The 13176-nt window shown below is 52.9% G+C and carries 18 protein-coding genes; 6 read left to right on the top strand and 12 right to left on the bottom strand.

Annotated elements, in window-relative coordinates:
* Positions 1 to 173 precede the first annotated feature (173 nt).
* On the bottom strand, positions 174 to 725 hold the full coding sequence (locus WJU22_RS04720; protein ID WP_341842111.1) for a CAP domain-containing protein: 552 nt from the start codon (positions 723 to 725) through the stop codon (positions 174 to 176).
* A gap of 603 nt (positions 726 to 1328) precedes the next feature.
* On the opposite strand from WJU22_RS04720, the gene WJU22_RS04725 reads away from it, so the two are divergent.
* The 3 genes from WJU22_RS04725 to WJU22_RS04735 all read left to right on the top strand — a co-directional run bounded on the left by WJU22_RS04725 (position 1329) and on the right by WJU22_RS04735 (position 2911).
* Positions 1329 to 1934, top strand: coding sequence for a YiiX family permuted papain-like enzyme (locus WJU22_RS04725; RefSeq protein ID WP_341842112.1), 606 nt, complete (start codon positions 1329 to 1331; stop codon positions 1932 to 1934).
* 51 nt (positions 1935 to 1985) lie between these two features.
* Positions 1986 to 2693 (top strand): DUF4377 domain-containing protein, encoded by a 708-nt coding sequence (locus WJU22_RS04730; protein ID WP_341842113.1) that lies wholly within the window; start codon positions 1986 to 1988, stop codon positions 2691 to 2693.
* Between the two features lie 86 nt (positions 2694 to 2779).
* Positions 2780 to 2911 carry a hypothetical protein gene (locus WJU22_RS04735; protein ID WP_262707091.1) on the top strand — a complete coding sequence of 44 codons (132 nt, stop codon included), beginning with the start codon at positions 2780 to 2782 and terminating at the stop codon, positions 2909 to 2911.
* A gap of 89 nt (positions 2912 to 3000) precedes the next feature.
* On the opposite strand, the gene WJU22_RS04740 is transcribed toward WJU22_RS04735, so the two are convergent.
* The 11 genes from WJU22_RS04740 to WJU22_RS04790 all read right to left on the bottom strand — a co-directional run bounded on the left by WJU22_RS04740 (position 3001) and on the right by WJU22_RS04790 (position 10602).
* Complete coding sequence (locus WJU22_RS04740) at positions 3001 to 4146, bottom strand: BamA/TamA family outer membrane protein (RefSeq protein WP_341842114.1); 1146 nt, start codon at positions 4144 to 4146, stop codon at positions 3001 to 3003.
* Positions 4147 to 4191: 45 nt separating this feature from the next.
* A complete protein-coding gene (locus WJU22_RS04745; protein ID WP_341842115.1) occupies positions 4192 to 4659 on the bottom strand; it encodes a hypothetical protein in 468 nt (155 codons plus the stop codon).
* Entirely contained in the window at positions 4656 to 5123 is a 468-nt protein-coding gene (locus tag WJU22_RS04750; RefSeq protein WP_341842116.1) for a hypothetical protein, read from the bottom strand. Before WJU22_RS04750 ends, WJU22_RS04745 begins: the two co-directional genes overlap by 4 nt.
* On the bottom strand, positions 5120 to 5584 hold the full coding sequence (locus WJU22_RS04755; protein ID WP_341842117.1) for a hypothetical protein: 465 nt from the start codon (positions 5582 to 5584) through the stop codon (positions 5120 to 5122). Before WJU22_RS04755 ends, WJU22_RS04750 begins: the two co-directional genes overlap by 4 nt.
* On the bottom strand, positions 5581 to 6030 hold the full coding sequence (locus tag WJU22_RS04760) for a hypothetical protein (RefSeq protein ID WP_341842118.1): 450 nt from the start codon (positions 6028 to 6030) through the stop codon (positions 5581 to 5583). The genes WJU22_RS04755 and WJU22_RS04760 overlap by 4 nt, the downstream gene beginning before the upstream one ends.
* A 41-nt stretch (positions 6031 to 6071) precedes the next feature.
* Positions 6072 to 6539 (bottom strand): hypothetical protein, encoded by a 468-nt coding sequence (locus tag WJU22_RS04765; protein WP_341842119.1) that lies wholly within the window; start codon positions 6537 to 6539, stop codon positions 6072 to 6074.
* Positions 6540 to 6555: 16 nt separating this feature from the next.
* Positions 6556 to 7020: a hypothetical protein gene (locus tag WJU22_RS04770; protein ID WP_341842120.1), complete on the bottom strand. Its 465-nt coding sequence runs from the start codon at positions 7018 to 7020 to the stop codon at positions 6556 to 6558.
* 74 nt (positions 7021 to 7094) lie between these two features.
* Positions 7095 to 7529: a hypothetical protein gene (locus WJU22_RS04775; RefSeq protein WP_341842121.1), complete on the bottom strand. Its 435-nt coding sequence runs from the start codon at positions 7527 to 7529 to the stop codon at positions 7095 to 7097.
* Between the two features lie 285 nt (positions 7530 to 7814).
* On the bottom strand, positions 7815 to 8501 hold the full coding sequence (locus WJU22_RS04780; RefSeq protein ID WP_341842122.1) for an NUDIX hydrolase: 687 nt from the start codon (positions 8499 to 8501) through the stop codon (positions 7815 to 7817).
* Positions 8502 to 8572: 71 nt separating this feature from the next.
* Positions 8573 to 8956 (bottom strand): hypothetical protein, encoded by a 384-nt coding sequence (locus WJU22_RS04785; protein ID WP_341842123.1) that lies wholly within the window; start codon positions 8954 to 8956, stop codon positions 8573 to 8575.
* 23 nt (positions 8957 to 8979) lie between these two features.
* Positions 8980 to 10602 (bottom strand): M20/M25/M40 family metallo-hydrolase, encoded by a 1623-nt coding sequence (locus tag WJU22_RS04790; RefSeq protein ID WP_341842124.1) that lies wholly within the window; start codon positions 10600 to 10602, stop codon positions 8980 to 8982.
* A gap of 160 nt (positions 10603 to 10762) precedes the next feature.
* Here WJU22_RS04790 and gcvT point away from each other — a divergent pair, with 160 nt between their 5' ends.
* The 3 genes from gcvT (at position 10763) to WJU22_RS04805 (ending at position 13152) form a co-directional block, all read left to right on the top strand.
* Positions 10763 to 11851 carry a glycine cleavage system aminomethyltransferase GcvT gene (gene gcvT / locus WJU22_RS04795; RefSeq protein ID WP_341842125.1) on the top strand — a complete coding sequence of 363 codons (1089 nt, stop codon included), beginning with the start codon at positions 10763 to 10765 and terminating at the stop codon, positions 11849 to 11851.
* An 87-nt stretch (positions 11852 to 11938) separates the two neighbouring features.
* Positions 11939 to 12412 (top strand): SRPBCC family protein, encoded by a 474-nt coding sequence (locus WJU22_RS04800; RefSeq protein ID WP_341842126.1) that lies wholly within the window; start codon positions 11939 to 11941, stop codon positions 12410 to 12412.
* 14 nt (positions 12413 to 12426) lie between these two features.
* Positions 12427 to 13152, top strand: a complete 726-nt coding sequence (locus WJU22_RS04805; protein WP_341842127.1) for a 2-phosphosulfolactate phosphatase — start codon at positions 12427 to 12429, stop codon at positions 13150 to 13152.
* Positions 13153 to 13176 lie beyond the last annotated feature (24 nt).

Here is a 13176-nt window from a genome sequence, read left to right on the forward strand (position 1 = left end):
TGGGCTTTTAATAGGAGGAGGTTAAAGCACGTTGGCTTTTTCAGAGGAAGGGCTAAAATCAAACAGGACCCAAAAATACATCCTCCCCTGCAAATCCTTGCAAAAATTATGTTAACGAAATTAATAAATTAATAATCAGTGCGTTATGATGGAAAACCTGTATATGAAAGCGGTTATTTGGCGGACTTGGGGACGGCCAGTTCCTGGCTCCAGAAGTTGCCGACCTTTGCCACGCCCATCTCGGTGAACCGGGGGTTCATGAGCACTTTGCAATGCGTTACGCTATTGAACCATCCATTCACCACGGTTTGTTCGGTGAGCTTTCCCAGTGCGATGTTTTCGCCCCAGGCAGACCAGGTGTAACCCATACTGGAAATGCGGTAGCCGGCCATTTGGCCGTCGCGGTCCTGGTGGCTGAAGTAATTGAAATCCTTCATGTCTTTACTGTGCAGATAGGCGGCGCGCTCCAGGGCCCTGTTCCAGGAAATGGGCGGTGCTGCGGCCATGAAAGTATCTCCGCAATTGCAGCCCCTGGAACGGACGTCGTTCACGAGACTGAGCAGCAACGCAGCGTTCACGGGATTATTCATGGCGAACGTTGTGTCTTTGACCGGTATCGGAGGAGGCGGTGTGATCGTTTCCAACGGTTCTTTCGTGCATGCCGCGGCCAATAGGCACAGCAGCAACGCTCCTGCCAATGCAGGATGCATCATGTGTCTTGACATAGTCAGATAATGGTTTAAGTCCTCAAAAAAAGTTGGCTTCTCGGGATGCGGTCAAAAATCACCACAAGGGATCCGGTTAAGGGAAAGTAGGTGCGAATCCGGGTTAATAACTCGAACGCAAAATTACAGCTGAATGTGAGAAATCTCACATCAGCGCCCGTAAAAAAGTTGTTAACGAATTGATTGTTAATGAGATGTAAAGATGATCCTCTCGGCCATACGGTATAGGTCTTTCAATGTTGCAAAGGAATTACTAGTTATCTTTCGTTCTGGAAAACAAACATATAATATAATTATTAAGTGTAATTGTACGAATTTGAATTATTGAAATGTTAAAGTTGGGGGTGGATGGAATATCGTGTAGGGATGGACGTATTTTTAACGTTGTGAATATGGCTGTAATATGGAATTTGTGGAGGCGGACCGGGGTTTGGACAAGATTGTTAATGCGCGCTGAAGACGGTATGCCCGCGGATGAAAACCGACGCCGCGGTTTCCGGGGTGCCCGGCGCAAATGCACCCCCATCGCAATTTCCGGGAATTTCCGCTTCACCCTTTCTCTTTAATTTCACGCCAAAATCCCGCCAACAAAAAATATCCCGTATGCATTTCTTCCGCCTGCTGATCCTCGCCGCACTCCTGCCCGGGAGCCCCGCTTCCGCCCAGCAAAACCTCCGCGAAGGCGATATCGTTTTCCAGGACAGCCAATCCCCGCAATGCGAAGCCATCCGCCGCGCCACGCATTCCCCCTGGTCGCACTGCGGTATCCTGTACCGCGCAGACAACGGCGCCTGGATGGTCCTGGAAGCCGTTCAACCCGTCAGCGTCACCACCCTCGAACTGTGGAAACTCCGCAACAAGCAAAGTTTCGCCGTCAAACGTCTCAAAAACGGAGAAAACATCCTCACCGCCGAGGTCATCGATAAAATGAAATCCGAAGCGGAACCGTATATCGGCAAAAACTACGATATCTATTTCAACTGGTCAGACGCGGAAATCTATTGCTCCGAGCTCGTCTGGAAAATATACCACACCGTAGGCATCGACCTCTGCGAACTGAAGCCCCTCCGGTCCTACGACCTCTCCCACCCCATCGTGAAAGCCACGATGGAAAAGCGTTACGGGAAAAACGCGCCATTCAGCGAAAAGATGGTTTCCCCCGGCGATCTGTTTAACAGCAGCCTGCTGGAATCCGTTCCCACCAAATAAAGTCACTCAACCCAAACCGGTTTCTGTTGTTATTTGCATAAAATCAGTTGCATGAAAACACACATCACCCTGTTCATGGCCGGCGCACTTGCCATGTCGGCCTGTCAGAACAGCAGTAAGCCACCGGCGGCCGACTCTACAGCTACGGCGGCCACCAGCGTGGTTTTGGACGGATATTACGAAGCCAGTATGCCCGCTGCCTCCTCGCCCGGACGGCTCGTGGGCCTCACTTTGCGCCCTACCAACGACGCGCAGATGACCACCGACTACATGAACTTCACCCCCGAAATCGTGCAAATGGGCAACTGGAGCACGCTCGACAGCGGGAAAATCCTCATCACGCTCGTGACCGTAGGCAGCGGCAACCCGAAAAAAGATTCGCTCCTCTTCCGGCAAGACGGTGAATCGCTCGTGTACCTGGGCGCCGATTACGGGACAGACGGGCTCACGCTCACGAAGAAAACCGCGCCTGCGCCCGCTACCAAAGAATTGCTGGTGTGGGTGAAATCGGAAGGGGAATGTGAAAACGGCCCCGGTTTCGGCAAAGTGAAATGTTACGACGTGCAATACGGCGACCGCCTCCAGGACGATCCCGCATCCTGGGAAAAACTCATGGGCGAAATCGAAGGTTTCAAATTCGAGAAAGGGAATGTATACCAGCTGAAAGTGAGCCGTATCCCGCACGATCCGCCGCGGCAAGACGTAGGCGCGTATGCGTACAAGCTCGTGGAAACCGTGAAAAAAGAGAAAGCGAAATAGCTGATTCTCGTCATAAACGCCGCCCGAAATTTTTAAAACCGGGGAATATGCCCTAACTTGCCGTCGAAATCTTAAAACTGTATATCATGTTGATGACTGTTTTCCTTAATTCCTTTTACGAGATCGGTAATAAGATCGGCCATTTTGGCGCGTGGTTTTTCATCATCCTGTTTGGTCTGATGTTCCTGTATGCGATGGTGAAATACGTGAAACCGTAATTCCCCGAAGAATCAAAACGCTACATACAAAAAGGCAGCTTTCTATAAGAAGGCTGCCTTTTTTATTCGTATAATATCCTGATAATCAGTTAAAAAGCTTCTGCGATCGACAGGTAGAAACCGCCTTGCCGCTTCTCCCCCGCGCGTTTTTCGCCGATCCCGTAGTCGAGGCGCACGGTGAGCCGGGAGGTTTTGTCGTAGAACCAGCGGATGCCGGCGCCGTAGTTCGGTTTGGGGTTGATATCGATATTGCGGTTGGAGAAAACGGTGCCCGCTCCTGCAAAACCCGCCAGCGCAAAGGTGGGATGCATGTCTACGAACCAGAATTTGATCCGGATCCCCGGGTCGAGGAAGTACCGGTATTCCGCCTGCGCGGCGATGTAGTTTTTGTCGCGGTACCGCCCGGTATAATACCCCCGCATGATATTATCGTTCCCCATTTCCCCCATCATGTAAAACGGCACTTCGCCCTGGGTAGACACGGCGTAGCCGTTGAGGCCCAGCGTACTTTTTCTGGACAGCGGAATGAAGTGGCTGGCCTTGCCCTCGAGGCGCCAGAGGCTCCGCGTGCTGATGAATTGCGGCGCCCAGGAGATGTTCATGCGAACGAAGGAGCCTTTGGTCGTATAATTCTGGTTATCGCGGTTGTCGAAGATCGCGGTGGCGCCGATGAACGTGTAGTATCCGCCTTCTTTATCGATCAGGTTAGACACGGGGTACACGCCTTTCGGGTCGTCGGAATCGTATGTATCGTGCTGGGACAGCAGCGACATCCCCGCGTAGAAGTGCCGGGAAACGCGGCGTTCCGCTTCGGCAGACACTTTATACCGGCGGTTGCCGACCAGGCTGCGGTTATCATAATGGGTGGTATCGCCGATCCCGAAGAAATACATGGGGAAATCGTGGTACCGGAAATTGGTGCGGATGTGCCAGAGATTGTCGCGCGTCCAGTTTTCGAAGCGCAAGTCGAGTTTGAACTGGCTGTTGGTGGTGAAGGTGGAAAGGAGACTGGCGGTGGAGTTGCGGGTGGTGGGCGCGGGGTTCTTTTTGTCGCCGTAATAGCTGTACAGCGCCACTACTCCGAATTCCAGTCCTTTTTCGGGGGAATATCCCAGGATGGGGACGGGCAGGAAGGATCGCCTTCTTGCGGCCAGCAGCGAATCTATTGGGGCATCCTGGGCCTGGAGGCCGGAAGCCAGTAAGCACAATGTCAGGGCAGAAACAACTTTACGCATAAGCCCGCAAGATGCGAAAAATTCGGAAACCACGGCGCAGTTGCGTTATTGTTCGGGCTTAGGGCTTTTTTTGCCGCGGATGAACCCGGCTATGAGGTTGATGACAAAAGCCAGTTGCCCGAGTAAGCAATACAGGATCAAAATAGACCCTTCGATGGTCGGCAAAAACGATGTGGGCAGGAATTGAACGGGCGGATATGGCGAGACTTCCGGAATACTGAAAGGCGAAAAGAAAATAACGGGCGGAAGCAAGCTGCCGATATGAAAGAATTGCCAGAAAGTAGACTGACGGTAATGGCGCGTGAGGAAGTAAACCAACGCCAGGATCGAAAAGAATCCCGTCATCGTCAGCAGTAGTTCCCGTTTGGGGATGATATAAGTATGCCAACCGGGAAACACGATGACCGGATTGCGGCCCCAGAAGAAGCACAACGCAGGAATGGCCATGGCGGCCGCCAGCAGCAAAAGGACGATATATGGCCGGATCGGCTTTCGGGGAGCAACAGGCATCATGAAGTGGCGGTTTTCTTACCCCGGATGAATCCGGCGATGAGGTTCAGGAGGAAAGCTACTTGTCCGAGAACGAAAATGAGGACTGTAGCAAGCGAGAGCATTTTGACGGAATTGAAGCGGTTGAAAACGTCATCTTGCCGGTAGTAACTTATCTGGAAATCCGTCGAAAGAAAGTATAGCAAAACCGGGATCATCCCAAAACTCAGTAGATGGAGATATTTCAATACAGCCCACTGCCGGAAATTCCTCGTCAGAAAATAGACAATCGCGGCGAAAGCAAGAGGAATGGCCAGTAGCATGCAGATGTGTGAAATTGCGATCACGTAATAGGTGTCGTGCAAGTGGATGTCGATCGAATTGTTGTCATCCCATGGGAAGAGCGCAGCCGTAGCCAGGCCCAGCGCCAGCAGGATAAGGATAACCTCCGGCCGGAGGAACCTCCGGAAAACATTCGGCTTTTTCATGCAATCGTTTTTTTACCCCGGATGAAACCGGCAATAATATTTACAATGAAGGCAACCTGTCCCCCAAAAACAAAAATCGCTGCGGGCAATATCAACACATCCACCATCGCCTGGTACGCTTCCCATCTATGTCGGCTGGCGAGATCGGGGAAAATATAAGACTCCTCCGGCATATTGCCCACCGTGGCCGCCCATTGAAACGTCAACACCGGGAAAATGATCAGACTCGCCACATGAAAATAGTGCAGGCCTTTCCACTGCCGGAACTCCCGCGTAAAATAATACATCACAGCAAACACAAACAAAGCCAAAGGCCACAGGAGCGTCGGTTCCGGCCAGATGCCGAAGTAGTCGTATCCCAGGGCGAAGTTCATCGCATATACGATCAACCAGAAAACGATCATCAACGTGATCAACCCCTCCGGCCGGAAAAACCATCGAAAAGAAAACGCTTTTTTCATGCACTCGGTTTTTTACCGCGGATAAAGCCGGCAATGAAATTCACGATAAAAATGATTTGTCCGGCGATGATGAAAAACACAAAAGGGATCGTAGCTATGTCGATGAACTGGCTGTACCGAAGTACTTGACGCTCCCACTCCTCCTTCACATTCTGGTTCGGAAAACCGGTAAATTCATACAGAATGGCACTGAACCAGGGCATCCAGCAATACACCAGCACGGGAATCGCGAACAGGCTGGCGACGTGAATATAAGACAACAGCGGCCACTGGCGATAATTCCGCGTAAAATGATACACCCCGGCAAAAGCTAGGGGTACCGGAGGCCAGAAGATCATTTCCGCCGGCCAGAAAACCGGTATCCCGAAAAAAATGTGGATATCGTACCCAAGCCCGGTAATCATCACATGCACCCAGGCCCAGAAAACCGCCATCAACACCAGCAAACCCTCCGGCCGCAAAAACCACCGGAAAGAGAAACGAACTTTCATGCATTGAATTTAACGTCTTTCACATAGGATGCCGCCAGTTTCACCACATAAATTATCTGTCCGACGATGAACGCCGCGAAAACGGCCACCAGCATAGCATTCAGCAATTTCTTATAGAAATCCGTTCCCGCGATGTAAAACGAAGGGTTCCCGGTAAAGTACGTCACACGATAAATTGACGCCACCTTGTACGTGATTAACGGCGCCGCCAACACGCTCACGAAATACACATACGGCAACAGTCCCTTTTCCGGGAGCCGCCGCGCCAGCCAGAAAGCCCCCGCGAACAGCAGCGCTATTATAGAAAACGGAGCATACCAGCTGTCGAAAACGATCGTGGTCACATAATCGGAGGTGTCTCCCCGCAGGCGGAGCCCGTGACTTTCGAGGCTCCAGTGTTGCAACTGGAAAAGCACGGCCAATAAGGACAGCAGGGATTCTGGGCGGAGGAATCTTCGGTTCATTCGGTTCATCTTCTAACTATATATTCTGGAAATTTTTTCTGCCGCGCATAAATCCGGCAACCACGTTCACAACGAACGCGAGCTGCCCCATCACGAGGATTATCGTCAAAATGCCGATCCACATTTCCGTGGCCGGACTGTAATAAAAAACAACGGGATTGCCGGGATAGGGAACGTCCATCAACCGGTCGCCCAGCCAAATGATCAGGGGAATGGCCAGGTAACTGCCCACATGGAAATACTGCAGCGCCGGCCATTGGCGGTAACGCCGGGTAAAACGGTAAACCGCCGCCATAACGAGCAACGCCACTGCCCCGAAACGCGGCCACAGCGCGGGATGGATATAGAAACTGCTGTCGTGGTAACCACCGGGGCTACCGTCGAGCACACGAACGAGATCGATGATGAAAAGGAAGAACGCCATGCAAATCAATAGCGTTTCCGGACGGAGATACCGGGAAATTTTGTTCAGGCGTTTCATAGGCATCGCAAAAATAGGTAAACGCGATCGCCTGAACGTTCATCCACCCCTCCAAAGTTTTCACAGTGGAAAAATCATGCGGCCGACTTCGCGCCCACAAAAACGCCGATCGAGATATGCGCGAAGAAAGCAAGATGCCCCGCCAGCAGGAAATATTCCGAAAAACATTGTAAAGCATGGGAAACCGGGCCCATGCTAACGCCCGGAACATCCCCGGAAACTTCGATCGCCCACATCACCACGGCGAAAAAGTACATCGACGCCACATGGATGTGCGACAGCCAGGGCCAGCACAATAACCGGGATACCAGCCTGTAGATGATCGTTTCCCCGATCAGCACCACGATCATATAAATATAAACGTGTGGCCAGTACCAGTGAGTGCCCCAATCAGTGATAAACGCTTCCCGCGAAGCGAAGAAATTTCCCCAGGCGAAGCAAGCCAGGGCCAGCAACAATAATTGGATGTGCGGACGGAAGAAAAACGGAAGGTTGCGAACGGTACGCATGAATAGGGATTTTGATCGTATGATATTAAAGTTCGGAATTAAAGACGTCTTCAAAAGTGAGCGTCGTCATCGCCCGGGATGATTCCCGACGGGGAAATTTCCGCCCGGCGATCCCTACCTACCACCAATCCCCTCAAATACACCGTTTTCTGAAGGATCGCTGCAAACCCGCTGCAGACAAGGCTTCAATAACTATTTATGTAAGCTGTACACAAAACAACGATATTTCGGAAGATCGCAATTTTTAATTTGTGTACAAAAGCATTTAAATTGACTGTGAATGCATTACGAGAAAATCTCCACCGGCGACCCACTTTCCTTCAATTCCCGGAATTTGTCGCGGTTGAAGCTGTATAATTGAGCCGGGCGCCCCTGCAAAGGGTGCTTCAATTTCTCCGGACGGGCAGCCAGCAATCCGAGCCCGTTGATCTTTTTCTGGAAATTCCGGCGGTCGACCGACCGGTCGTACACCCATTCGTACAACTTCTCCAACTCCGAAACCGGGAACTTTTCGTCGAGCATCTCGAACGCCAGCGGTTCGGTATGCAACCGCACCCGCAAGTGCTCGATGGCCGCCGCAACGATCTCCGCATGGTCGAATGCCGTAACCGGCAATTCGCGGACGGGATACCACTTCGCTTCCTTCGTTCCCATTCCCAACACGATCTTGCTGGCCGAATGCCGGATAAGCGCCAGGTGCGCCACGCAAAGCACCCTGCCGCGGGGATCGCGTTCCGGATGCCCCCAGGTGCTCATTTGTTCGAGGTAATTGGCCTTCAGGCCGGTTTCGTCTTTCAGTTCGCGGTGCACGCAAGCCTCCAAAGGCTCATCGTTATGAACGAATCCGCCCGGCAGGCCCCATTTGAATATATGCGGCGGGATGGTCCGCTTGGTAAGGAGCACCATCATGCCTTCTTTGGATGAGTACCGGAGCACGACGGCCTCCGCCGTCACACGGATGTGTTGATGCATGGTCAGGGATTAGGATATTCTAAGGATTAATAAGTCGGCTACTGTCTGTTACTGTCTGTTTCGAGGGATAATTACTGTCCGGCCACGTATTGCTGAACCTGCGCCGTGCCCTTGTGAAGGTTCACGAAAAAGGGATTCTTCTGCGGATCGAAAACGATGATCGCGTTGGATTCCCACGCATTTTGCGCGGTCGGCAGCACGATCTCCACCTGCAGGCCGTTGGCCCGGCGAAACATCAGACTGTCTTTCTCAATGAATTTGGCGGCAAACCCCTTCCCTTCCAGGAATTGAACGATACTGTCTTTGGCGATCTTCACCGCACTGTCCTGCATCGGTTGCTGGCGCAGCACGTAACATTTTTCCCCGATCACCTGGTAATTGGAGGTGTCTGTCCGTTCACGAACGGGGTTACACGCAATTGCCAGCAGGGCCGCGGCCATAATTAAATAACGCATGGCGCAAGTTATAAATAAAGGATTTAAAATTGGATGTCAAATACTTTCTCTTCGGTCCCGCGTTTCACCTTCACGGAGGTTTTATCGCCTTTCTTGAAAGTGCTGAGCGCTTTGGTATAGCTCATGGCATCGGTGACGGCATAATCCCCCAGCCGAACGATCACATCTCCCGCTTCAAGACCCGCGGCCTTGGCGGGTTTCCCATCCCTGACAGATTCCACTTTCGCACCGCCCTTGAACGTATAGTCGAGCATAACGCCCAAAGTCACCGTGAACCCGGTGCCAGGCATCGGCGGCGGATCGCTGGTGTGGGTGAACGCCAGTTTCGGGCGGCCGTTCGTTTTTTCGACGATGCCGTAAACGAGTTTCACGATGGTCAGTTCTCCGTCGAAATTGATTTTTTCGGTATCGTCTCCGGGTTTATGATAATCGCCATGGGTGCCGGTGAAGAAAAACAGCACGGGCACGTTTTTCAGGTAGAACGAAGCATGATCGGAAGGCCCCAGTCCGGACGAGTCGTAACTCACCTTCAGCCCTTTCGGTACCACGCCCGGCACTACTTCGCCCCAAACGGGCGAGGTGCCGTATCCGCCGATCTGCAACCCTTTTTCCGCGGAAAGCCGGCCTACCATGTCCATATTCAGCATGAAATTCACCTGCTGCATGGGCACGGGCCCTTTCTCCGCGAAATATTTACTGCCGAAAAGGCCCAGCTCCTCGCCAGAAAAGGCGACGATGGCGTAATTGGCATTTTTGAGTTTGGATTCCTTCAGCAACCGGGCTATTTCCAGCAGCGCGGCCGTTCCGGAGGCATTGTCGTCTGCCCCGTTATGCACCGCTTTTTCGTTGGGTGCGAGGGAGTTATGGTCTTCCCCGTATCCCAGGTGGTCGAAATGTGCGCCGATGACCACGGTGGCCGGGGCGCCGTTGTCGATAAAGCCGACCACGTTGGTGCCGGTGCGTTTAGACGGCACCAGGTCTGCCTCCAGCTCGATCTGGAAGCCGTTGGCATCGTCGGCCGAGAGGGTTTTGCTCCCTTCCTCCCCTACCCAGATCGCCGGGATGGCGAGGGTTTCGTGGGGAAGGTCGAGCCAGCTGGCAACCGTTTGCTGATCTTCGCCGCCGTTGAAGAACACGATGCCGGTGGCACCGCTTTCCTTGGCTTCTTTTGTCTTTTTAATATAGAAATCCAGCGGAGCGCCGTGGGGGTTTATTTCATCTTTCGCATCTTTTACATTGATGAGCCAGACGTTATCGACTTCGTTCACACCGGGCAGCACTTCGCCTTTGGCGCTTTTGCGGGCGGAAAACGGCAGGGGAACGAACTGTTCGCCGGCTTTGAGGGGCTGGCTGTTGATGGAAAAGCGCGCCTTTGGCCCGGATTCCAGTCCTTCGCGGACGAGGAACGGTTGCAGGAACCCGTCTGTCCCTTTCGGGCTGAGCCCGATCGCCTGCATCTGGCCGGCGATATAGGTGGCGGCGAGCTGTTCGCCCGGGGTGCCAGTCCGGCGGCCTTCGAGCTTGTCGGAGGCGAGGTAGGCTACATGCGCCTGGAGGTTGCCGAGCGTTTTCTTGTCGGCTTTTTTCTGGGGGTAAGCCGTGAGGGCGATACCCGCCAGGGGCAGGATGAGATAAAGCTTTTTCACTCCGGGGGTATTTTGGGGCAAAAATAAGACGAATAGCCGGGATGAAGTCATTATTTATCATGGGATTGTCTGACGGGAAGCGTCCGATTGTCCAATCCATAAATTATGTGCTAAATTTGCCCGGCCCGAAAGCCGGTTACAACAAAAAATGAATAAACACATGAAAAACACGCCATTTACGCACAAACACATTGCGCTGGGAGCCAAGATGGCCCCGTTTGCGGGATACAACATGCCCATTTCCTATACGGGTATCAACGATGAACATGCCGCCGTGCGCAACAGTGTAGGCGTATTTGACGTCAGCCACATGGGCGAATTCATCCTCAAAGGCGAAAATGCGCTCGACCTCATCCAGCGCGTGACAAGCAACGACGCGTCGAAGCTCACTGCCGGCAAGGCGCAGTATTCCTGCCTGCCCAACAACGAAGGCGGGATCGTAGACGACCTGCTCGTGTATTGCATCGAAGAGAACAAGACTTATATGCTGGTGGTGAACGCGAGCAATATCGAGAAAGACTGGAAATGGATCAGCCAGTTCAATACCAATAATGTCGACATGCAGGACATTTCCGACAAAACCTGCCTGCTGGCCATCCAGGGCCCCAACGCCACGAGCGTGCTGCAGACTTTGACGGACGTAGACATCGTCAATATGAAATATTACACCTTCGCGAAGGGGACCTTCGCCGGGGTGGAAAACGTGCTCATCAGCGCCACCGGCTACACCGGGGCAGGCGGTGCCGAGATTTATTTCGAAGATAAAGATGGCGCGGCAGACAAGATCTGGGACGCGATTTTCGAAGCAGGCGCCTCCAAAGGCATCAAGCCCGTGGGCCTCGGCGCGCGCGATACGCTCCGCCTCGAAATGGGCTTCTGCCTCTACGGGAACGATATCGACGACCGTACCAGCCCCATGGAAGCCGGTTTGGGATGGATCACCAAGTTCACCAAAGACTTCCCTTCCCGCGCGATCTTTGAAAAGCAGAAAGCAGAAGGCATCCAGCAGAAACTGGTAGGTTTTGAAATGGTGGACAAAGGCATCCCCCGTCACGACTACGAAATCAAGGACGCGGAAGGCAATTTGATCGGACGGGTTACCTCCGGCACCCAATCTCCCTCCCTCCAGAAGGCTGTCGGCCTCGGATATGTAACAACAGCGTTTGCAGCATTGGATTCCGATATCTATATTGCTGTGCGCGATAAACTGCTGAAGGCAAAAGTGGTGAAAGTGCCCTTCCTCGGATAATTCCGCGGAGCGCATACCAATTCTGCCCGGCGCAGCGTTACAGCAGCACACCCAAGACGACCATATCTTTTAAACTGTATAACCGCTATGCCAAGTATTCATCTGACCACGGTCATTCATGCGCCGTTGCAAAGGGTCTTCGACCTGAGCCGGAGCATCACCCTGCATAAACGCAGTATGTCGCACCTGAAAGAGGAAGCCATACGAGGGCGGACCAACGGGCTGATCGAATACGACGAAACCGTGACCTGGCGCGCCCGGCACCTGGGTAAAAACAGGGAGCTGACCACCCGGATCACCGCCATGAACAAACATGGGCACTTTACCGACGAAATGGAAAAAGGCGATTTCACCCACATGAAACACGACCATTTTTTCAAAGAAATCGGGAACGGAACGGTGATGATCGACGTTTTCGAGTTTGGCGTACCCTACGGCGTTTTCGGGAAATGGCTCGAAAAACTATACCTGCGGAAATACATGAGCCGGCTGCTGGAATTACGCAATCAAATCATCAAGGAATACGCAGAGAGCGAAAAGTGGCGTGTGATCCTTGATTAATATATAAAGAAAGAATGAGCGAGATTAACAAACCCAGGCTGGAAGTATGCCTGTCTCCCGCACTGCTGCACCTGTTCGACGTGAAGAACAGCATCGTGGTGATCATCGACGTATTGCGGGCCACCTCCACCATCTGTACCGCGCTCCATAACGGCGCCGCCAAAGTGATACCCGTGGCTACAGTGGAAGAATGCGTGAACATCGGCCGCCAGCTCAACGCCATCACGGCGGGCGAGCGCGACGGCAAGATCGCGGACGGGCTGCTGCACGGCAATTCCCCTTTCGAATACCCGGTTGAGTTTATCGACGGAAAGGTGCTGGTGCTCACTACCACCAACGGTACCAAGCTGCTGCACATGGCCAAAGACGCCGTGCAGATCATCACCGGATCGTTCCCGAACATTTCTTCCGTTTGCGAATACCTCATCTCACAGGGTCAGAACGTGATTTTGGGATGCGCGGCGTGGAAAGACCGGGTAAATATGGAAGATACGCTGTTCGCCGGTGCGGTGGTAAGCCGTATCAAGGAACATTTCGACGTCAACTGCGATTCCGCACTGGCCGCCGAAACCCTGTACCATAGCGCGAAGAGCGATCTTTTCGGGTTTATGAAGCAGGCATCGCACTTCCAGCGGCTGGCGCGCTACGGCCTGGAGGAAGACATCCGCTTCTGCCTCACGCCCGATGGCGCCAATGTGCTGCCCATCCTGCAGAACGGCGAATTGATAAAAGAGAAGTAACTGCGACTACGCATACACGTAAAA

This window comes from Chitinophaga caseinilytica, assembly GCF_038396765.1.
In the GTDB taxonomy this organism is placed as follows: Bacteria; Bacteroidota; Bacteroidia; order Chitinophagales; family Chitinophagaceae; genus Chitinophaga; species Chitinophaga caseinilytica.